This window comes from Bifidobacterium sp. MSTE12, assembly GCF_000513015.1.
In the GTDB taxonomy this organism is placed as follows: domain Bacteria; phylum Actinomycetota; class Actinomycetes; order Actinomycetales; family Bifidobacteriaceae; genus Bifidobacterium; species Bifidobacterium dentium.
Map to the genome: position 1 here is coordinate 75,301 of NZ_AZYA01000017.1, position 21,044 is coordinate 96,344.

14 protein-coding genes and 1 riboswitch are annotated in these 21,044 nt (G+C 58.8%); of the genes, 11 read left to right on the top strand and 3 right to left on the bottom strand.

Features of this window, described 5'->3' with window-relative positions; translation table 11 throughout:
* Nucleotides 1–56: 56 nt before the first annotated feature.
* The 6 genes from yicI (at nt 57) to HMPREF1494_RS04850 (ending at nt 10,350) form a co-directional block, all read left to right on the top strand.
* Nucleotides 57–2,087 carry an alpha-xylosidase gene (gene yicI, locus HMPREF1494_RS04825; protein WP_034520300.1) on the top strand — a complete coding sequence of 677 codons (2,031 nt, stop codon included), beginning with the start codon at nt 57–59 and terminating at the stop codon, nt 2,085–2,087.
* 256 nt (nt 2,088–2,343) lie between these two features.
* A complete protein-coding gene (locus tag HMPREF1494_RS04830; RefSeq protein ID WP_231495328.1) occupies nt 2,344–4,788 on the top strand; it encodes a cellulase family glycosylhydrolase in 2,445 nt (814 codons plus the stop codon).
* Between the two features lie 96 nt (nt 4,789–4,884).
* Nucleotides 4,885–5,733: a glycoside hydrolase family 5 protein gene (locus HMPREF1494_RS04835; protein WP_231495329.1), complete on the top strand. Its 849-nt coding sequence runs from the start codon at nt 4,885–4,887 to the stop codon at nt 5,731–5,733.
* Nucleotides 5,734–5,763: 30 nt separating this feature from the next.
* Entirely contained in the window at nt 5,764–7,275 is a 1,512-nt protein-coding gene (locus tag HMPREF1494_RS04840) for a glycoside hydrolase family 43 protein (protein ID WP_034520303.1), read from the top strand.
* Between the two features lie 56 nt (nt 7,276–7,331).
* The gene (locus tag HMPREF1494_RS04845; RefSeq protein ID WP_034520307.1) at nt 7,332–9,359 is read left to right on the top strand and encodes a beta-galactosidase; all 2,028 of its coding nucleotides are present in this window, start codon (nt 7,332–7,334) and stop codon (nt 9,357–9,359) included.
* 79 nt (nt 9,360–9,438) lie between these two features.
* The gene (locus HMPREF1494_RS04850) at nt 9,439–10,350 is read left to right on the top strand and encodes an ROK family protein (RefSeq protein ID WP_003843775.1); all 912 of its coding nucleotides are present in this window, start codon (nt 9,439–9,441) and stop codon (nt 10,348–10,350) included.
* A gap of 33 nt (nt 10,351–10,383) precedes the next feature.
* On the opposite strand, the gene HMPREF1494_RS04855 is transcribed toward HMPREF1494_RS04850, so the two are convergent.
* Nucleotides 10,384–12,018 carry a PucR family transcriptional regulator gene (locus HMPREF1494_RS04855; RefSeq protein ID WP_034520311.1) on the bottom strand — a complete coding sequence of 545 codons (1,635 nt, stop codon included), beginning with the start codon at nt 12,016–12,018 and terminating at the stop codon, nt 10,384–10,386.
* A gap of 148 nt (nt 12,019–12,166) precedes the next feature.
* On the opposite strand from HMPREF1494_RS04855, the gene gabT reads away from it, so the two are divergent.
* The 3 genes from gabT to HMPREF1494_RS04870 all read left to right on the top strand — a co-directional run bounded on the left by gabT (nt 12,167) and on the right by HMPREF1494_RS04870 (nt 15,848).
* Nucleotides 12,167–13,501, top strand: a complete 1,335-nt coding sequence (gene gabT, locus HMPREF1494_RS04860) for a 4-aminobutyrate--2-oxoglutarate transaminase (RefSeq protein WP_034520315.1) — start codon at nt 12,167–12,169, stop codon at nt 13,499–13,501.
* Between the two features lie 122 nt (nt 13,502–13,623).
* A complete protein-coding gene (locus tag HMPREF1494_RS04865) occupies nt 13,624–14,763 on the top strand; it encodes a 4-hydroxybutyrate dehydrogenase (RefSeq protein ID WP_034520319.1) in 1,140 nt (379 codons plus the stop codon).
* Between the two features lie 219 nt (nt 14,764–14,982).
* Nucleotides 14,983–15,085: riboswitch (TPP riboswitch) on the top strand.
* Nucleotides 15,086–15,146: 61 nt separating this feature from the next.
* Nucleotides 15,147–15,848, top strand: a complete 702-nt coding sequence (locus tag HMPREF1494_RS04870; RefSeq protein WP_003843746.1) for a TenA family protein — start codon at nt 15,147–15,149, stop codon at nt 15,846–15,848.
* A gap of 154 nt (nt 15,849–16,002) precedes the next feature.
* On the opposite strand, the gene HMPREF1494_RS04875 is transcribed toward HMPREF1494_RS04870, so the two are convergent.
* Entirely contained in the window at nt 16,003–16,794 is a 792-nt protein-coding gene (locus HMPREF1494_RS04875; protein ID WP_003838318.1) for a TetR/AcrR family transcriptional regulator, read from the bottom strand.
* Between the two features lie 181 nt (nt 16,795–16,975).
* Between HMPREF1494_RS04875 and HMPREF1494_RS04880 the strand changes: the two genes are divergently transcribed.
* Together HMPREF1494_RS04880 and HMPREF1494_RS04885 are read left to right on the top strand one after the other, a co-directional pair.
* On the top strand, nt 16,976–18,007 hold the full coding sequence (locus tag HMPREF1494_RS04880) for a LacI family DNA-binding transcriptional regulator (RefSeq protein ID WP_034520324.1): 1,032 nt from the start codon (nt 16,976–16,978) through the stop codon (nt 18,005–18,007).
* Nucleotides 18,008–18,282: 275 nt separating this feature from the next.
* Nucleotides 18,283–20,034 (top strand): ABC transporter substrate-binding protein, encoded by a 1,752-nt coding sequence (locus HMPREF1494_RS04885; protein ID WP_012902570.1) that lies wholly within the window; start codon nt 18,283–18,285, stop codon nt 20,032–20,034.
* Between the two features lie 89 nt (nt 20,035–20,123).
* Here the strand turns inward: HMPREF1494_RS04885 and HMPREF1494_RS04890 are convergent, their stop codons facing one another.
* Nucleotides 20,124–20,945, bottom strand: coding sequence for an alpha/beta hydrolase (locus HMPREF1494_RS04890; protein WP_003843181.1), 822 nt, complete (start codon nt 20,943–20,945; stop codon nt 20,124–20,126).
* Nucleotides 20,946–21,044 lie beyond the last annotated feature (99 nt).

The window sequence follows — 21,044 nt, forward strand, 5'->3', positions numbered from 1 at the left end:
ATAGGTCGCGGACCGATCCTCCAAAGCGGAATCCCACTAATGCAAAGGAGCAATGTATGAAGTTCCTCAACGGCGGCTGGCTCGTCAAGGATGGCTTCAGCGTCAAGTATGCGGCAAACATCTATACCGCCAACATCGAGCCGAAGAAGCTCACTCTGTTCTGCCCGTTCGGTTCTCCGATCTACAACGCCGGCATGACCCTCGACGGCGGCATCCTGACCATCGAGGTGACGTCGCCTCGCGAAGACGTGATCACCACCAAGCTGATCAACTTCAAGAAGGATCGCAGCAACTGCCCGAAGTTCGGCTTGAACGAAACCGATCCGGATGTCGAAATCGACGAAACCGACGACAAGTGGACCTTCACCTCCGGCCGTCTGACACTCGAGATCGCCAAGGGCGAGACCATCGACTTCAAGTACCTGTACGACGGCAAGGTCATCGCGCATTCCGGCTGGCGTGCCAAGGGCCTCGTCACCGACCCGGAAGGCCAGTTGCACGTCTCCGAACAGCTCGACCTCGGTGTGGGCGAGAAGATCTACGGCCTTGGCGAACGCTTCACCAACTTCATCAAGAACGGCCAGACCGTCGACATCTGGAACGAGGACGGCGGCACCGGCACCGAGCAGGCCTACAAGAACATCCCGTTCTACCTGTCCAACAGGAAGTACGGCCTGTTCGTCGACAATCCGGGCAAGGTCAGCTTCGAAGTCGGCTCCGAAAAGGTCTCCCGCGTGCAGTTCTCCGTGCCGGGCGAGGAAATGAGCTACTCCGTGGTCGGCGGTGAGAATCTCAAGGCGATTCTCAACACCTACACCGACCTGACCGGCAAGGCCCCGCTGGTTCCGGACTGGAGCTACGGCCTGTGGCTGTCCACCTCCTTCACCACCGACTACGATGAGAAGACCGTGCTTGAGTTCGTCGACGGCATGGCTGAGCGCAACATCCCGCTGTCCGTGTTCCACTTCGACTGCCGTTGGATGAAGGAACTCGAATGGTGCAACTTCGACTGGGACAAGTCCAAGTTCCCGGATCCGGAAGGTCTGCTCAAGAAGCTGCATGATCGCGGCCTGAAGATCTGCGTGTGGATCAACTCCTACATCGGCCAGAAGTCCCCGCTGTTCGAGGAAGGCGCCAAGAACGGCTACTTCATCAAGAACGAAGACGGCTCCGTGTGGCAGTGGGACAAGTGGCAGGCCGGCATGGCCATCGTCGACTTCACCAACCCGGAGGCCACCAAGTGGTATCAGGGCTACCTGAAGAAGCTCGTGGCCATGGGCGTCGACTGCTTCAAGACCGATTTCGGTGAGCGCATCCCGACCGAAGGCGTCAAGTATTATGACGGTTCCGATCCGGAGCTGATGCATAACTACTACACCTACCTGTACAACAAGGCCGTCTACGACGTGCTCGTCGAGACCAAGGGCGCCGATGAGGCCATTCTGTTCGCCCGCTCCGCAACCGTGGGCGGCCAGCAGTTCCCGGTGCACTGGGGCGGCGACTGCTCCTCCAACTACCCGTCCATGGCGGAATCCCTGCGTGCCGGCCTGAGCTTCGGCATGTCCGGCTTCGGCTACTGGAGCCACGATATCGCCGGTTTCGAGGACCAGGCGAGCCCGGACCTGTACAAGCGTTGGACGCAGTTCGGCCTGCTCAGCTCCCACTCCCGTTACCACGGCTCCACCGCCTACAAGGTGCCGTGGCTGTATGGTGACGAGGCCGTCGACGTGGCCCGCGAGTTCACCGAGCTCAAGCTGCAGCTCAAGCCGTATCTGCTCAAGATGGCTCAGGAGACGCACGAGACCGGCGTTCCGATGATGCGTGCCATGGTGCTCGAATTCCCGGATGACCCGACCTGCGAGGATATCGACACCCAGTACATGCTGGGCGACGACCTGCTGGTCGCCCCGGTGTTCCGCGAGGATGGCGTGGCCCGCTTCTACGTGCCGGACGACGGCACCGGCCAGGCGTGGACCAACATCATCACCGACACCGCATACGAGCCGGGCAAGTGGTACACCGAGCAGTACGACTACCATACCCTGCCGGTGTTGGCACGTCCGGGCACCGATCCGTTGCACGTGTGATCGCATACGCCGTGCATGCCGTAAATGAATGACAAGAGCGTGCGGACAAAAGGTGTGTCCGCACGCTCTTGATGCATTGTGTTGGATGCGTGGCCTACGAACTCCTCGCCATCCAACCCACGTTGACACAACAGTGTCGATGAAAGTGTACCAACCAGCTGTCGAAGAGGCCTGTGCTCCGGTGTTTGTAGGGCGGTGGCTGGCCGGTGCCTATCAGAAAGGGAAAATAGTGTTGTTGCATACGAGGCACGAAGTTGTGCCGCAAGTCATGGGAAGGAACGGCCGCCAGCGGCGCATGGGTGCGCTGCTGACCGTGGTCACGGCAATGTTCGCCGTGCTTCTCATGATGGCTGGCATGACGACACCCGCTTTGGCCGCCGAGCAGCATGCCGCGGTGACCATCAACGCCGAACGGGTTGCCGCCGGCGAATACCGGCTGACCATCACCAACAACGGCAGTGAAACCATCGTCAAGGCAACCGGTGTCACCACCGTGCCGCAAGAGATTCTCGCGGATGGCGCCGCAGCCAGCTACGCATGGCAGGTGAGCGGACTGCAATCCGGCGCATCCGCGGTCGCGCAGCAGGACGGTAAGGCTCTGACCATCCACATCAAGGAGGGGTCCACTTCCGGCAAAACCAAGGAGCAGATCACAGACAACACCGCCGCAACCGTATCGACGGATACGCAGCGCAAAACAACCGACAACAAGGACGTTAAGAAAAGTGCCGGAATCCTTGGCAGCACAGGCTCCGCGGTGTATGCGATCGCACTGATTGCGGTGGGTCTTGCAGGTGTCGGCATCTCCTGCAAGTGGGAGAACGGCCGTCTTGCCGTACGCCGTACGATTGCCGTGCTGGGAACCGTCGCCATGATTGCGGGCTGCATGTACGCCGTTCCGCAACGGCAGGCATCCGCTGCGCAGCACACCGCCACAGTCCAAGGCGTCACCTCGGCGATTACCGTGAACGGTAAGGAATATCAGCTTGCCTCCGACGTGACCATTACCTACGAGCAAGTTGCCACGTTGTCTTCCACCGAATATGCCAAGGCCATGGGCGCCGGCTGGAATCTGGGCAATTCCTTCGATGGCGTCAACACCGATCTGAGTGCCGAAGACAAGGGTGAAGAGGCCTGGGGCAATCCGAAGGTGACCCGCGAGCTCATCCATTCCGTCAAGGAGAAAGGCTACACGAGCATTCGAGTTCCGATGACCGTCTACCATCGTTCCAGCGAAAACAAGGATGCGAAGGACGGCGAATACCGTTACGTCATCAACGCGGATTGGCTGAAGCGATACAAGGAAGTCGTGGATTGGGCCGTGGATGAAGGCCTGTACGTGATGATCAACATCCATCACGATTCCTGGATCTGGCTGAAGAACTGGAACGGCGACACCTCCGCCGCCGAATACCAGGAGTTCAACGACTATTGGAAACAGGTCGCCTCCTATTTCGCCGATGAACCACTGTCCGTATGCTTCGAGACCATCAACGAACCGCAGTTCGCGGATGGCGACGCGCAGGCCAAGCTCAATGCCGTCAGCAAGGCGGCATACGACATCATCCGCGCCACCGCAGGCAACGAACAACGCATGATCGTAATTCCGACACTCGGCACCGCACATGACGACACCGCCAAACTGCAGGCGACGGTCGACTTCATCCACAAGGATCTCAAGAACGATGCGAACGTCATCGCCACCGTGCACTACTACAGCGAATGGGTGTACAGCGCCAATCTCGGTCGCACCGGTTTCGACGAATCCATCTACGGCGACGAGCGCACCCCGCGCAACGTCATCGATTCCTTCGCCGACCGCATGAATCAGTACTTCACCGAGAACGGCATCGGTCTGGTAATCGGCGAATACGGTCTGCTGGCCTATGATTCTTCCTCCGACGGCGCACTACAGGCGGGCGAGGAGCTCAAATACTACGAGTACATGGGCACAATGGCCAACGAGAACGGCTTCTCCTATATGTTCTGGGATAACGGTTCGGGCATCGACCGCACCAGCTACCAGTGGAAGAAGCCCCTTGCCGGCAAGATGCTCGAAGCGAGCATCAACGGCCGTTCTTCCTATGCAACCGGACTGGACACCTTGTATCTCGAAGAGGATCCGACCGGCGACGTCAAGTTGCCGCTGACCTTGAACGGCAACGAATTCAAGGGCATCGAGGGACTGACTGAAGGCTCCGACTACACCTACGATGAAGCCAGCGCCACAATCACGCTCAAGCAGGGCTATCTAGCCAAGATGTACGAGGCCAAGGGTGGTTACGGCATCATCGCCGACCTGACGCTGAAGTTCTCCGCAGGTGCCGACTGGCACGAGTACGTAGTGCATTCCGGTACTCCGGCCGTGAACGCCACCGGAACCGTGACCGGCACCAAGAGTGAAGGTCTGACGATTCCGATGGCCTTCAACGGTGCCGAGCTGAAAAACATCACCGCGACCGAAAACGGTAATCGCGTCGGACCGAACTCTGGCTGGTGGCAGTACCTGCAGAACAGCGGATCGTTCAGCGTGCACTACGATTCCGCCGACCGTGCAAGCGGTACGCTGACCGTGCTGCCGGCCTTCTTCGACGACGGTTCAGTGACCGACGGCGACGTGACCTTCACGATCACGTTCCAAGACGGCCAAACGCTCGACGTCAACTTCAATATTGCCGGCGAAACGGTGGCGTTGAAGTAGGCAACATAACCGAATCCATATGACTCTCGTCGGGTGGAAGACCCACCAAGGTCTTGCACCCGACGAGAGCGTCAGCAGTACCAGAGAGGAATACGAATGACCACGGCACTTGAGTTTGTGCGCGGCCTCGGACTTGGCTGGAATCTGGGCAACACCTTCGACCCGGTTCCGCTGAACGACGAACGCAACAAGACAATCACCACCGGGGGAGTGTGGACGCCCGAAGACCAGCAGCGACTGTGGTGCAACAAGCCGTTCACCCGCGACTGCGCCTTCTTCGTCAAGGAAGCGGGTTTCGACACCATCCGCATTCCCGTCACGTGGAAGGATTGGCAGGACCCGTACACCGGCAACGTCGATCCGGTATGGATGGCTGCCGTGCAGGAAGCCGTCGACTGGAGTTACGAGGCCGGATTGAACGTGATCGTCGACGTGCATCACGACGGCGGCAACGGCCCGTTCGGATGGATCCGTACCGCCAGCGAGGACTATCCGGGTGTCTGCGCGCGCTTCTCCGCACTATGGCATCAGATTGCGGAACGATTCCGTGATTACGATCATCATCTGATTTTCGAAGGCGGCAATGAGATCTGCTTCCCGCACGTTGCCCATCAGGACACCGCCTACGAACTGCTCAACCGGCTGAATCAACTGTTCGTCGATATCGTGCGCGCCTCCGGCGGCAACAATGCCGACCGATTCCTCCTGATCCCCGGTTACAACACCGACACCGCACTGACCTGCGACGAACGTTTCCGACTGCCGGAAGACACGGTCGACGATCACCTGATCGTGTCGATCCACTACTACTCGCCCGCCGAATTCGTGCTCGCCGAACATGACAGCGACTGGTGTACGCCGGTCGACGTGTGGGGCAGCGACGAGGAAGTGGCCGCGGTCGAAGCCATCTACCAAGAGGCGCGCACCATGTCGGTGGCACAATAACACAACCCATAACGAAGAAAGTTCCCTGCAATGACCCTTTTCAACGTAACCGAAGCCAAGCGTATCGCGTCAGGTTTCCATCCGGATCCGACCATCTGCGAAACCCCTCAGGGTACGTATTACATGGTCAACAGTTCCTTCGAATTCTTTCCGGGACTGCCCGTGTTCGAAAGCGCCGACGGCGAGCATTGGCGGCGTATCGGCAACGCAATGGACAGAGAGTCCCAGTTCCCCTATGAATCCATGGGCAACAGCCAAGGCATCTACGCGCCGACGTTGCGCTACCATGACGGCCGATACTATCTGATCGTCACCAACGTCAACAAAGGCAACATGATCCTCACCACCGACGATCCGCATAACGGATGGTCCGATCCGATCTGGGTGGAGGGATGGCCGGGCATCGATCCCAGTCTGTTCTTTGATGACGACGGTTCGGTCTACATCTGCGGCAACGAAGGTTCCGAGCCGGATGACGACGGTGAACGCGAACCCGCGGGAATCTATCTGTCACGCATCGATGTCGCCACAGGAACCGTGCTGACCAAACGTCAGCGCATCTGCGGGGGCATCACCGGATCGAATCCGGAAGGCCCGCACATGTACAAGCGCGGTGGCACATACTATCTTATGTGGGCCGAAGGCGGCACGGAATCCGGGCACATGGAGAACATCGCCCGCTCGTCCAGTCCGACTGGGCCGTACGAGATGTATCCGGGCAATCCGCTGATCACCAACCGCAGCACACATTTGACCCTGCAGGCCATCGGCCACTGCGATTGCGCCCATTTCGATGCCGATCGAACCTTGATGGTGTTCCATGGCACGCGCAACAACGACGAGTATCCTGCCCAAGGCTGGCTTGGCCGTGAGCCGTATGGAGTGTGGTTCACGTGGAAGGACGGTTGGCCCGATCTTGCCGACCAGTCCTACGATTGCCCTCTCGACGGTTGCGGCGAGGCCCTGGAGCATGAGATCGCATGGATCACACCGAGCATCGACAAGGCGCATCGCTTTACGATGAACGATGCGGGCTCGCATATCACCGTCACGGCCGCGCGGCAGGATTTCGGTTTGGAGGTGGGAGCGCCGATGATCGGCACACGGCAGACCGATTTCCGTTGTGCATTCACGGCGACCATCGCCGATCCGACGCAACTTGTCTCCGGAACGGCCGGCATCGCGATTTACGCGAATGCCAACCACTATATGACCATCGCAGTGCATGCCGCCGAAGCCGATACCGTCGCGATCGATGCAACCGTACACAATGCGGGTCTGATATCACGGGTCGGTGGTGTGCATGTGCCAGCGGGCGGACCGGTACGACTGATCGTCCGAGGTGACGATTACGGCTACACTTTCGCCGTCGGCACCGCTTCCGACGAAACCACGCTCGGCAATGTTCCCGGCAAAGTGCTGAGCTTCACCAACGCCGGAGGATTCACCGGAATCCTGCTTGGCGTCTATGCGCATGGTGACGGCGTCGTCGATTTCAACGAAGTGCACTATCAGGCAGGCAGTGGCGTCGCCGATGAGTAACGGCAGCCGTTGCCAAGTGAACACATACAAGATTCAGTCTGAAGAAGGAGAACCAGATGAAGCCGATTTATGACCACTTCCTGTTCGGCGGCGATTGGAACCCGGAACAGTGGCCGGAGGAGACTTGGGAGCATGACATCGAAATGCTCGAAGACGCCCATATCAACGAAGTCACCATCAACGTGTTCTCGTGGGCGCTGCTGCAGCCGGCCGAAGACCGCTACGACTTCACCATGCTCGACAAGATCGTTGCGCTGCTCGTCAAACACGATTTCAACATCGTGATGGCCACCGGCACCGCGGCCCTGCCCGGCTGGATGGTGCGCCTGCACCCTGAAGTAATCCGCACCGAACAGAACGGCACTCGCCACGTGTTCGGAGGCCGACACAACTTCTGCCCGACCTCGCCGTACTTCCGCGAAGCGTCCCGCGCGCTCGCCGCACATGTGGCCGAACGCTACACCGGCACTCCGGGTCTGGTGAACTGGCATGTGTGCAACGAATACGGCGGAGGCGGCGGCCTGTGCTATTGCGACCAGTGTGCGGAATCCTTCCGCGCATGGCTCAAGGCCAAGTATGGCACCGTCGAAGCGCTCAACCAGGCGTGGTGCGCCAACTTCTGGAGCCACACCATCACCGAATGGGCCGACGTGGTGCCACCCGTCAGCTATGGCGATGGCATCGGCGACGCCAAATGCGTGGTCTCCGGCCTGCAGATGGACTATCGTCGCTTCCAAAGCCAGGCGCAGCTCGCATGCTACAAGAACGAACGTGACGCGATTCGTGAATACGATGCCGTCACGCCGATCACCACCAACCTCATGGGCACGTTCAAGGATCTCGACTACTTTGAATGGGCCAAGGAGATGGACGTGGTCAGCTGGGACAACTACCCGGGCATGGACACTCCGTCGAGCTTCACCGCCATGTGCCACGACCTCATGCGCGGCATCGGCGGCAACAAGCCGTTCATGCTCATGGAGCAGACTCCGAACCAGCAGAACTGGTTCCCGTTCTGCAAGGTCAAGCGCCCCGGTGAAGTGCGAAAACTCAGCTGGCAGGCCGTGGCGCATGGTGCCGACACCGTGCAGTTCTTCCAGATGAAGCAGTCCATCGGCGGCTGCGAACGCTTCCATGGCGCGGTCATCGCGCACGATGGCACCGAAGATTCCCGCGTGTTCAAGGAGACTGCGGCGCTCGGCGACGAACTGGCGCGCATCGGCAAGTGGATCATGGGTTCCGAGATTCGCGCGAAAGTCGCCATCATGTTCGATTGGCAGAGCTATTGGTCGCTCGAAGGTTGCGTCGGCCCGACTGCCGGCTTCTCGTATCCGAACGAGGTGCATCGTTTTTACCGTGCGCTGTGGCGCCGCAATGTGCCCGTCGACATGATCGAAAGCACTACGCCGCTCGATGAGCTCAAGAAGTATGATCTGGTCATCGCGCCGGCACTCATCACCGTGCTGCCGGGCGTTGCCGAAACGTTGGAACATTACGTGTCCGACGGCGGTAGCTTCGTGACCGGCTATATGGCGGGTCTGCATGACGAGCATGATCTTGTGGTGCCGGGAGGATATCCTGGCAAGCTCCGCAGGCTCATGGGCGTATGGGTCGAGGAGATCGACGCACTCGCGCCGAACGAAACCATCGAAGTGCACGGCGACATGGTCGACGCCACGGGCGAGATCGTGGCCAGCATCATCCATCGCGGAGGTGCACGCCGGCTCGCCACCTATGGTGGCAGCGAATTCTACGCAGGCCATTCTGCGCTCACCGTCAACGATTTCGGCTCCGGCAAGGCCTACTTCGTCGGCACTCCGCTCGACGAAACCGGCATGGATGCCTTCATGGCATCAATCGTGAGCGAACTGGGCTTGGGACCAATCGACACCCCGGAAGATGTGAGTCTGTCGGTGCGCTACGCCGATGACGGTACACGCTATGCGTTCCTCATCAACAACGGCAACACCGACAAGCGCCTGTGCGTCAGCGAACTCAACGGCGGTGAGGAGCTGCTGTCGGGCGGCCGCATCGACGATGCGATCGAACTCAGGCCGTACGGCGTCAACGTCATCAAACTATAGGTTGGTGTGCGCGAGTGTCGGGGATGGTTCTACAATGAAGAAGCACCATCGGGCGAACATAGACGGGTTAGATGACGAAATGACGGCGAAGAAGCATATCCTGGCATTCGAAATCGGCACGTTCTTCACCCGTTATGTGGTCTTCGAAGACGGCCGTATGGGCATCCCCGGCACTATCGCGACGCCGGTGGACAGTGCGGAATCCTTCTATCGGGCACTCGCGCACATCGCCAACAACCAACGTTTCCCGCTCGACGGCATCGCCATGAGCATGCCCGGATTCATCGATATCGACAGGCAGCTGGCCGTCACCGCTGGCGCGCTTGGCATGCTGTATAAGCATGAAATCGGCAAAGAGCTGCAGAAATATCTCGATAATCCGGTGCCGACATGGATGGAAAACGATGCGAATTGTGCTGCGATGGCGGAGAAACTCAGTGGCAATGCCGTCAAGCTCGATGATTTCGCGCTGATCACCATCGATTCCGGCGTCGGCGGCGCCCTGTTCCTTGACGGCAAGATTCGACGCGGCAAGGATTGGCGCGCCGGCGAGCTCGGTATGATGATTCCGAATTATGAAAACGGAGGGTTTCAGACCCTGCAAAACTATCTGTCCACCATCGTGCTGGCCGAAAGCTATGCGGAGGAATTGGACGTGCCTTCCGGGTCTATCGTGCCGGCGACGTTGTTCCACAAGCTGGATGACCCGCATGTGCGCAAAATCGTGGATCAATGGATCGACTATCTTGCCATTGCCGTGTTCAACATTACCGCGGTCGCCGATCCCGAATGCGTGCTGTTGGGCGGAGGCGTCTGCCGTGAGCAGCAGCTGTTGCCGTTGGTCAATGCGGCACTTGACAAGATTCCAGCATGGGATTCGTTCCGCACGTCCGTGAAGCGTTGCCGCCACACCAACAACGCCGGCCTGATCGGAGCCTACTACGCCTTCGAAACCGAAGTCGATGGCTTGGAGAAAGTGCCGATTCGCTGATTGCCGCCGTGCAACGCCGTTGTGCTCCGAATGTCACTTCAGCGTGCCGCCAAACCGTGAGAACCGGCATGCGTACCACAGTTCCGCGGTAGTGCCCGGATCGTTCAGATCGGCACCCAGCTCCTTGCCGATGACTCCCAGATATTTGGTCAGCGTATGCCGATGCATGCCGGCCATCCGCGCGGCCTCTTCGGTCCTGCCGCGGCTTTGCAGCCATGCCCACAGCACGTCGATGGCACGTACCTGCGTGCCTGAATCCGTTTCGTCGCTTGACGATTCCGTTGCTGGTGCGGCTTCCGTCGTTCGTGCCGTTCCCGCCTTGGTGTGCGGTCCGGTTGATAGGTCGAACGTGAGATTCGCAATCGGCGCGAGTTTGAGATCCGCGAACGCACGCATCAGCGACGGCTCCACCACGCCTTCCAGCGTCGCACCGCCCTCGCCGTCGCCGTACTGTACCAGCGCCTTGCCGCTGGTCAGTGCCTCCGCGCCCGCCTGATATGCCTCATGTCGCGCACGGGGCATATCGATCCAGGTCGCACCTGAGGATTGGCCCACGGTCAGTCGACCCGTGCGGGTCAGCTGCTGCGTCCACATCGCCGCATTCGATTGCGATACGATCGCCCACATATCGCCGTCCACAATGCCAAACACCACACGATTGTCGTTCTTCGCCACCGTACGTCGGAACGGTTCGAACAGCCGGCCGGCATCCTCCAACGCATCCTGCTGTCCGATAATGCGCAATACGGCCAACGGTTGCACCGGCAGCCCGTTCCATACGTCGTCCGCGAAACGACGCACCGACTGCGATTCGCCTTCCAGGCACAGCCTGGTCATGCTGGAGCGCAGGTGCGTGAGCGCACGATTGGATGCCGCTTCGCTGTTCACGGCCAAAGACAACAGTGAAGCGGCTTCCGCCACCAACGGATGGTCGATGGCGCCGCGCTCGCCTTTACGACCCGCGACCAGATAGCCCAGTGTCTGTCGGTTGGGAGAGGCCACATGAAAAATCGCAATGTCGTAGCCTTTCGCCACCGTGAACTTCGCCTCGCCGAGTACGCTGAACGCGAGCACGTCGCTTAAGGAGTCCATGTCGACCGGCAGCGTGTGATGGGAAGATTCAATGATGCCGCCCGCCGGATTGAGCAGTGCGGTCCAGCCGCCGATCAGTTCGGCCAGACGCGAGATGATCGTGCTCACCGGATCGAGCGAATGCACGCTACGGAGCAGCCGTTGCTGATTGCGGTACATTCGTTCCACGTTGCGATGCGTATCATCGGAGATGCCGCGCGCGATAGTTTTGGAGATGGCGATGAACGGTGTCGCCAATGGCACTGTAAACAAGGGCAGGCCGACCGCTTCGCATTGATAGATGAGCCATTGCGGCACATGTTCATGCTGGATGCCCAAACCGAATCCGACTCCACGTGCGCCAATCTCCGCAAGACGGGAGGCATATTCTCGATGAGCCGCGTCGGGCGTGCCGTCCGGCATTACCAGACCAGTGGTCAGTAACAGCTCGCCGCCCTCCAGATATGTGGTTGGGTCGGCTGATTCGGATACCTGCACCCATGAGATGGGGGAGTCCAGCGTCGCGCCGGAACCTTCCACAGCCAGTCGTAGGTTGAGGGAGCGTTGCTCAAGCAGATTGCGTACGGTAATCGCCATGGCTTCAGATTAGCCGGCCGACAGCGAATCATAACGGATTCGTCTATATTTTGACGATATTTTCGACAACTCGTCTATAACAAATTATGGGCAAACTTTCTAACGTGACAACCAACAGTGATGAGGAACGGATCGAAAGGAAGCCATCATGTCAGTCCCACAGGTAGCACGCAAGATCGTCACCGCCATTCCGGGCCCGAAGTCCGAAGCCCTTAAGGCCGAACATACCCGCTATGTCAGCGCCGGCGTCGGCCAGGGCATGCCGGTGTTCGCCGAGACCGCAAGCGGCTCCACCATCACCGACGTGGACGGCAACCGCTTCATCGACCTTGCCTCCGGCATCGCCGTGACCGGTGTCGGCAACTGCGCGCCGGAAGTCGTCGCGGCCGTGCAGGAGGAAGTGGCTAAGCTCACCCACACCAACTTCGCCACCACCCCGTACGCCAACTACATCGAGGTGTGCAAGAAGCTCGACGAACACACTCCGGGCGATTTTGCCAAGAAGAGCGTACTGGTCAACTCCGGCGCCGAAGCCGTTGAGAACGCCATCAAGATCGCCCGCAAGTACACCGGCCGCTCCGCCATCGTAGTGATGGAGAATGCGTTCCACGGCCGTACCAACCTGACCATGGCCATGACCACCAAGTCCATGCCGTACAAGCAGGGCTTCGGTGCGTTCGCTCCCGACGTCTTCCGCGTACCGTTCTCCTATCCGTTGCGCGACGACTTCGGTGCGGACGGTGCGGCCGCCGCGAAGGCCGCCGCCGCCAAGATCGAGCTGCTGGTCGGTTCCGCCAACGTGGCCGCCGTGATCGCCGAACCGATTCAGGGCGAAGGCGGCTTCATCGTGCCGGCCGAAGGCTTCCTGTCTGGATTGGCCGAATGGGCTCACGCGCATGACGTGCTGTACATCTCCGACGAGATTCAGGCAGGCTTCTGCCGCTCCGGCAAATGGTTCGCCTGCGAGTACGACGGCGTCGTTCCTGACCTGATCACCACCGCCAAGGCACTCGGCGGCGGCATGCCGATTGCGGCCGTGACCGGTCGCGCCGAAATCATGGACGCCGTGCAGCCTGGCGGCATCGGCGGCACCTACGGTGGCAACCCGGTCTCCTGTGCCGCTGCGCTCGCTGCAATCGGCATTATGGAGGAGCAGGATCTGCCGGCAAAGGCCGCACATATCGGTGAGGTCGTCGAATCCGTACTCGGTCCGCTGGTCGACGAAGTGCCGGCGGTGGCCGAAGTACGCGGCCGCGGCGCCATGATCGGTGTCGAATTCGTCAAGCCGGGCACCATGGAGCCGAATAAGGAGCTGGTCGGCCGCATCGCCAAGCGCACCATCCAAGAAGGTCTGATCATGCTGACCTGCGGCATCAACGGCAACGTAATCCGCTTGCTGCCGCCGCTGGTCATCACCGATGACGAGCTGAACGAAGCGCTGGCGGTACTCAAGGAGATCATCGTCGAGGAAAGCGCCAAGTAAGTACGCAATCGTTGCGGGCGAACGAAATCGCCGATAACGAACCCTCAAGCAAACAGGCATAGAGTTGGCTGCAATCGCCGGAATGGGCGCGGTTGCAGCCAACGTTTTGGAAAGGACGCATCATGAAACTGTTGACGGTCGGACCCGACAACATCTACACCTACGATACGGTCAAGGAATTCTTCGCATCGTTCGAACTCGGACCGAAGGACCTGCTGGTCAGCATCGAAGTGATCTACAAGCAGTTCCTGGAACCGTATGCAAACGGTGCGAACGTGATTCTTGTCGACAAGTACGGCGCGCAGGAGCCGACCGATGTGATGATCGACGAATTCATCGCGGATGCGGGCAAATTCGACTATGACCGCATCGTGGCAGTCGGCGGCGGTGCCGTCATGGACATGTCGAAGGTCGTGGCGGTGGCCGGCGGTGCCTCCATCGACGACGTAATCGACCATCTGCCCGACTTCAAGCGCTCCGTACGCCTCGTGCTCGTGCCGACCACTTGCGGCACCGGTTCGGAGGTCACCGAAATCGCGGCCATCAATCGTACGCGCCTAGGTTGCAAGGCCGGAATCGCAGGCCCTGAGATGTTCGCCGACGATGCCGTGCTCGTGCCGGAGCTGCTCTACGGACTGCCCGATCACGTGTTCGCCACCAGCTCGCTCGACGCGCTCGTGCACTCCGTGGAATCCACGCTTTCGCCGAACTCCACGCCATACACGCGCATGTTCGGCTATGAGGCCATGAAGATGATCATCTCCGGCTATAAGGCCGTTGCCGAAGCCGGTCCCGCCGGTTCGCCGGAGCGCCGCGCCAAGCGCAACGAACTGATGCGCGACTTCCTGATCGCCTCCGACTATGCGGGCATCAGCTTCGATACCGGCGGGTGCGCTGCCGTGCATGCGCTGAGCTATCAGCTGGGCGGAAAATATCATGTGCCCCACGGCGAATCCAACTACGCCATGTTCACCGGCGTGCTACGCAACTATATGGAGATCAAGCCGGAAGGCGAGATCCTCAAGATGAACCAGTTCATCGCCGACATTCTCGGCTGCGACGTGGCCGACGTGTACGACGAGCTGGAGACGCTCATCAACAAGCTGCTGCCGAAGAAGGCGCTGCACGAGTACGGCGTGACCGAACAGGATCTGCCGGAATTCGCCGATCGCGTGATCAAGACGCAGGAGCGACTCATGAAGAACTGCTTCGTGCCGCTCGATTACGATCGCGTGCTCAAGATCTTCAAGGAGCTGTACTGATTTTCTTGGGTTGCGGCGTGATATGTCCGTAGCGTGTACAGAGGCGGATTGATTTCGAGGTGGTGCCGTTTTCTTGGGCTCCCTACTGGGGGTACCGGGGATGGCACCACCTCGGTTTTCAACGTAAGGTTGATCATTCCCGTTCACATGATCGCAATGGGATTCTGCTGGCCGGTATGTGAAATTCCGGCATAAGGGCGCATATGCCCGTGTATTATCGGGCACAGACACGGGGGCCGCAAGGCTGAGAGGAAGCATCCGCTTCGACCGTTTGAACGTATACCGGGTAATGCCGGCGCACGGACGTCTCTCTTGTTTCCCGTGCCTTTATGCATGTCGTAGGCGGTGCATCCGTCGGCGGCATCACTAAGGAAAGGAAAATCATGACCATTCACGTACCCGAAGCGCTGGAGCCGGCGCGCGGCGACTACGCTTGGTTGGGCGCGGAGTCGGACTCCGTCGCCGACCGGATGTACATGCTGAATACCGAGGATTGGCGAGAAGCCATCAACTCGCGTTTCGTCAACGAGCTGTTGGATGACACCCTGCCGGAAGAGATATTGAAATCATATTTGATTCAGGATTTCAAGTTCTACAACAACGGCATGATGGCCCGGCTCATCAAGTTGGCTCCGCGTCAGGAAACCAAGGACATGCTCGCCGCCCAGTCGCAATGGTTCGCGGACAACGAGGCCACGTATTTCCAGCATTTCCTCGAGGCCTACCACGTCAGCCAGCAGGAGTATGACGACACCGAACAGACCCAGGCGAACAGAGATTACGGTGCGTACCTCGATACGTTGTCCGATAAGAGCTGGCCGGAACTGATCACCGCGATCTGCTGCATGGAATGGCTGTATCTCGCATGGGCCAAGCGCACGGTCGACGCCGGGGTCGTGCAACAGGTCCCGGCACACAAGGGATGGGTCGACCTGCACGAAGGCGCGCATTTCCGCAAATGGGTCGGCGATCTCATCGCGCTGGTCAACGAATACTGCTCCATCGACGGTCCGGAAGCCGAGGTATTCCGCACCATCGTGCATCTGGAACGCCGCTTCTTCGACGATTCCTACCCACAGGACTGATTCTGCGGGACATCCCGTATCGGTTTCAGTGGGTAGCGTATATGAGATGCAACGTGTTCTGATATGCGCGGAATCCATCCGGACTGCTGTGGGGCCATCGGGCTGGTGGCCCCATGTGGAAGTTGACTGTGAACAGCCCGAATATGCAGGTTGCCTACTGCCGTGCCGAAAGCGTCTTCGGTAGCAGGCAACCTGCGCTGGCGCTCTCGTATTCGCTCGGATCGGTGTATCCGGCCCATTCGCTCGGCGGGAAGATGATGTCGGAAATCGAAATCCACTGCTCAAGCAGGTTCATTGAATCGTCGCCCAGCCAGCGGTACTGCAGACCGTCCATCGCGCTCATGGCAAGCGTGTACAGGTCGTAGAAGCGCTCCTCGTCGACGTACTCCGGCAGTATCCAATTCATGGAGCAGATCATTTCCCAGTTGCGCATATGGCGGCCGATGAAGAAGCTGTGTGCCGGGTGTTCCGGGCTGAGCGCCTCACCGTTGAGTACGGAATAGAGTTGCACCATTTCCGGACGCTGCAGGTTATAGCGAACGATGTTCAGGCAATATCGGGGATAATAGTAGACGCGATGTCCGTCAGCGTCGATCACCGCAGCGGTCACGGCATTGTATTCATCTGCATCCGGAGTGTCATAGCCTTCGGAAAGCACCATGTTGAGCAGATCGTCTTTCGAGGAGATGTAGTGGTAGAGTGCGGCTTCGGTGATGCCGAGCTCGTCTGAGATATCCTGCAGCGACATACCCCAGAACCCTTTGATGGCGATGATCTTGGCTGCGGCCTGCAGAATCTGCAGATGCCGCTCTTCCTGACTCATGCGCTTGCGTTTTTCAAAGGTTTTCTTTGACGTGGTGTCACGTGCGGTGATGCTGGTGCTGGAGGTGTCCGGGCCAGAGCCGGATTGGGCTTCCAAAAACTGAGACCACGCTGCAACGCTCATTGCCCCTCCTCCTTTGCAAAATGGCGCGAAGATTGCCGGATGACGCATTCGTCAATTCTTTTGATTATATCCGAAATCCGTCGAAATACTTGAAAATCTACGCAAGACAAGACTACAAATTTTGTAGGACAGTATGCTTACGGCATCATGGATGATGACCATCTCGTGATAAGGGGTGTTGATGGCGGGAATCAAAGATGTTGCGGTGCGCGCGGGGGTCTCCATCAGTACGGTTTCGTATGTGATGAGTGGCAAGCGTTCAGTGCGGAATGAAACCAAGATCAAGGTGATGCAGGCCGCCCGCGAGCTGAACTATTTTCCCAATGCCGGTGCCCGCATGCTGCGTGGGGAAAGAACGCGGCTCGTCGCGCTGAGTTCTCCGATGAGTGACGAGACGGCATATGGCGATTGGTCGCCGTTCTTTTTCGGGGTGGCCCGTCGCCTGCGCCATTATGGCTATGACGTGTTGTTGCTGATGGGTGAGGATGAGAACGAGGAGTTGGTGCGCATGTCCGACTCCGGTTTGGTGGATGGAGTACTGCTGTTGGATGTTGCGATGAGCGACCCGCGTGCCCGCGCGGCGAAGACATCCCGGGTGCCAGTCGCATCGATTGGATGCCCTGACGATTTGGATGGAGTCTATGCGGTGGATTTGGATTTCGAGCAGATGGGGGAGATGGCGGTACAAAAACTGATGAAGGCCGGGCATCGTCATGTACTGTTTCTCGGTGCGAACTCCCATGCATACGAGCAGGGCGTGAACTTTCTGATCCGTACGCGTGATTCGGTGCGGATCTGTGCTGAGAAGGCCGGTATGCGGCTGACGTGCGATGTAATCGATACCGGTGACGCTGATGAGATGGAATGTGTGGTTGAAAGGGCCTTTGCTTCGGATCCGCGGATAACTGCGGTGCTCGGGCAAGTTGGATTAATCGCGATGTCGAATCTCAAGTCGGCCTTGCAATCGCGTGGTTATGACATTCCGAAGGATATCTCCGTCATCCAGTTGGGTGCCTTCGGTCAGGCGTCAGTGATGAATCCGCCGCTTGATGAGATTCCGCTGAGGCCATACGCCACCTGTGCCCGTGCGGTGGATGTGTTGATGGAGATCATCGAGGGGAAGCGTCGGATGTCCGAGCAGGGGACAAAGGAACTGATTGCGGTGAAGTATTTGAGTCGAGGTTCGGTGCATGACGTTTCGAAAGGTGTGTGATATTCCTCTGCCCGTGAAGGAAGGCGGCGCAATCGAATGTGCCGCAAGCTTTTTTGTCGAAAATCGTCGAAACGATTCGACAATGAAGGATAAGGCCTTGTACCCTGAAATCGTAAACGTCCACGGCATGGTGAGGAAGCCATAGGACGAGCAAATGCAGGGTTGCTTGTATACGCGCATTCGCGGCGGTTACGCGCGATTTACGACGGAATCGTCATGATTGTGGACGTTTGCATGCTCGTGACAATAGCTACGAAAGGACAAGGTGAGGGAAGATGCGTAGTGTCGGAAGAAAACTCGTCGCGGCGTGTGGCGTGCTTGCCATGGCATGCACGATGGCGGCCTGCGGCGGCGACACCGCAAGCGATGCCGATGACAATTCGCTGATGACGGTCGAGGTGTTCGACCAACTGGCGAACTATCAGGGCGAGCAGAAGGGCTGGTTCGCCAAGGTCATCAAGGACAAGTTCAACATCAAGCTCAATATCGTGGCTCCGAACGTCGCAGGCGGCGGCAACACGCTGTTCGATACCCGCGCGGCTGCAGGCAATCTGGGCGACATTGTGATCATCGGCTCTGGCAGCGGTCAGGCCGAAAAAGTGGTCAAATCCAAACTCGTCACTGACCTGAGTTCGTATATCAAAAACACCAAGTATCTCAAGACTTATCAGGGGGCCATCGATCAGTTGACGAAGGATGCCAACCAGGAGAGCGGTATGTGGGGCATTCCGACCTCGGTATCATCCTTGTCTCCGACCGAGTCCAGCGAAGGTGTCGAACCGACTTTCGGCCCGTTCGTACGTTGGGATTACTACAAGGAGATCGGCTACCCCAAGGTTGCCACGCTTGAGGATCTGCTCCCGGTCCTCAAGCAGATGCAGGACAAGGCGCGCGAAGAGACCGGCAGCGATGACGTCTACGCGCTGAGTCTGTTCAAGGATTGGGACGATCAGGCCATGCAGAATGGCTTCCAGCTTCCGGCGTTCTATGGCTATGCCGAAGGGACCGGTTACGTGATGAGCAATGCCGACGGTACGGATGCTCAATCGCTGATCGACGAGAATGGCGTTTACGTGCGTGCGCTGAAGTTCTATAACAAGGCCGAGCAGATGGGTCTGGTTGATCCGGAATCCACCACGCAGAACTACGACACCATGTATTCCAAGTACAAGGAAGGCAAGATCCTGTTCTCCTTCTGGCCTTGGCTCGGCCAAGCGGCCTATAACACGGACGCCCATAAGAAGGACGGTAAGGGTTTCATGATGCTGAGCATCGATGACATGAAGATCGCATCCAAGGGTGCCCAGCCGAACGGCACCACCACGTTCATCGGCGTCGGAGAAAAAGCCAAGAACAAGGAACGTCTGGTCAAATTCATTGATTGGCTTTACTCGCCTGAGGGTATCCAAGCTGCGGGTTCCCAGACCAATGGCGCTGCCGGGTTAAAGGGTCTGACCTGGGACATCAAGGACGGCAAACCGGTACTTACCGATTTCGGTGTCAAAGCCATGGGCGGCGAAAGCGTCAACGTTCCGGAGGAGTACGGCGGTGGCGGTTACTCTGACGGCGCATCCCAGTTGAACGTCTCCACCGTGCTCAACAAGGACATCGATCCGAGAACCAACGCGCCGTACAACTATCAGATGTGGGATTCCGAACTCGCCAAGCGTGATACCGCACTCGACAAAGATTGGCAAGAGCATATGGGCGGTGCGCGCACGACCATGGAGTATCTGGAGCAGAGTGGCAAACTCGCGGTCATTCCGGGAGCCTCGTACACCACTCCGGATGAAGACTCCGTGATCTCCACCACCCGTGGACAGCTGAAGACCGCCGTGGTGAACGCCTGCTGGCAGGCAGTGTTCTCCAAGAGCGATGACGAGTTCAACTCCATCTGGAGCAAGATGCAGAAAGAGGTTGACGGTCTCGGTTACAAGAAGGTCTATGACGTCGACATGAAGAACACCAAGGATATGTTCAAGGCGCGTCAGGCAATCGAAAAGGAGTATGCGAGCCGTGAGAAATAGCCCGGTATCATTCGAGGCAAAAGCCACCTGAAACGTGAGGGTCCCGGCCTATTGGCCGGGACCCTCACGCTGTGCCGCTCGCTATGAGCCTATTTGGCGAACGTCCTACGCATCCACGCGGCAGCCAACTGCGGCCACACCTGCACGCATTCCTCGATGCCGTGGACACCCTGCCATGCCGTTTCGGCGGTACCGAGCGACAGGCCATGGCCGCCGCTGGGGAACAGGTGCGCCTCGACACTGACGCCGGCCTGCTTGCAGGCATTGATGAGCATAAGCGTGTTCTCATACGGTACGCAGTCGTCCGGAACGGTATGCCACACGAACACCGGCGGCGTCTTGGCATCGACATGCTTCTCGATGGACACGGATTCGAGTGCTTCCGGGTCGGCCTTGCGTTCCCCGAGCAGCGAATCGAAGCTGCCGCGGTGTGCGAGCGGGCCGGACGTGATCACCGGGTAGGCGAGCATCAGGCCGTTCGGACGCACCGCATCCGGATCGTAGCCGTGCGCCGCGATCACCTCGTCACTGGCGGAAGTGGCGAGATTTGCGGCGAGATGGCCGCCTGCGGAAAAACCGATCACGGCGATGGCGTTCGTATCGACATGCCATTCGGCGGCATGTTCGCGAATCTGCTTCATCGCTTCGGCCGCTTCCAACAGCGCAACCGGAAAGACGGACGGTTTCACGGAATATCGCAGGACGAAAGCGTTGTAGCCGGCCGCAAGAAACTGCATTGCAATCGGCTCGGCCTCACGGTCGGACGTCATCTCGTATCCGCCGCCGGGAATCACCAGCACGGACGGGCGTGCGTAATCCGGGATGACTTCTTCGCTGTTGTCAAGGCAATATCCGACGAACTTGGCGGCGGTGCCGTCAATGCCGGAAATCTCATGTTCGAAATACTGCATGGATCCATCCTATTCGTAAAGTCAATTCATAAGGGGGGCACATGGGTGACGTGATGTCGTCCATGCGCCCCGTTTCAGCCGTTTGGCAGCTACTTGGCT

Bases quoted from the DNA above. Each gene is read 5' to 3' on its own strand.
- HMPREF1494_RS04840 (WP_034520303.1), top strand. From the start codon at position 5,764: ATGACCCTTTTCAACGTAACCGAAGCCAAGCGTATCGCGTCAGGTTTC.
- gabT (WP_034520315.1), top strand. From the start codon at position 12,167: ATGTCAGTCCCACAGGTAGCACGCAAGATCGTCACCGCCATTCCGGGC.
- HMPREF1494_RS04865 (WP_034520319.1), top strand. From the start codon at position 13,624: ATGAAACTGTTGACGGTCGGACCCGACAACATCTACACCTACGATACG.
- HMPREF1494_RS04850 (WP_003843775.1), top strand. From the start codon at position 9,439: ATGACGGCGAAGAAGCATATCCTGGCATTCGAAATCGGCACGTTCTTC.
- HMPREF1494_RS04875 (WP_003838318.1), bottom strand. From the start codon at position 16,794: ATGAGCGTTGCAGCGTGGTCTCAGTTTTTGGAAGCCCAATCCGGCTCT.
- HMPREF1494_RS04845 (WP_034520307.1), top strand. From the start codon at position 7,332: ATGAAGCCGATTTATGACCACTTCCTGTTCGGCGGCGATTGGAACCCG.
- yicI (WP_034520300.1), top strand. From the start codon at position 57: ATGAAGTTCCTCAACGGCGGCTGGCTCGTCAAGGATGGCTTCAGCGTC.
- HMPREF1494_RS04880 (WP_034520324.1), top strand. From the start codon at position 16,976: ATGGCGGGAATCAAAGATGTTGCGGTGCGCGCGGGGGTCTCCATCAGT.
- HMPREF1494_RS04870 (WP_003843746.1), top strand. From the start codon at position 15,147: ATGACCATTCACGTACCCGAAGCGCTGGAGCCGGCGCGCGGCGACTAC.
- HMPREF1494_RS04890 (WP_003843181.1), bottom strand. From the start codon at position 20,945: ATGCAGTATTTCGAACATGAGATTTCCGGCATTGACGGCACCGCCGCC.
- HMPREF1494_RS04835 (WP_231495329.1), top strand. From the start codon at position 4,885: ATGACCACGGCACTTGAGTTTGTGCGCGGCCTCGGACTTGGCTGGAAT.
- HMPREF1494_RS04855 (WP_034520311.1), bottom strand. From the start codon at position 12,018: ATGGCGATTACCGTACGCAATCTGCTTGAGCAACGCTCCCTCAACCTA.
- HMPREF1494_RS04885 (WP_012902570.1), top strand. From the start codon at position 18,283: ATGCGTAGTGTCGGAAGAAAACTCGTCGCGGCGTGTGGCGTGCTTGCC.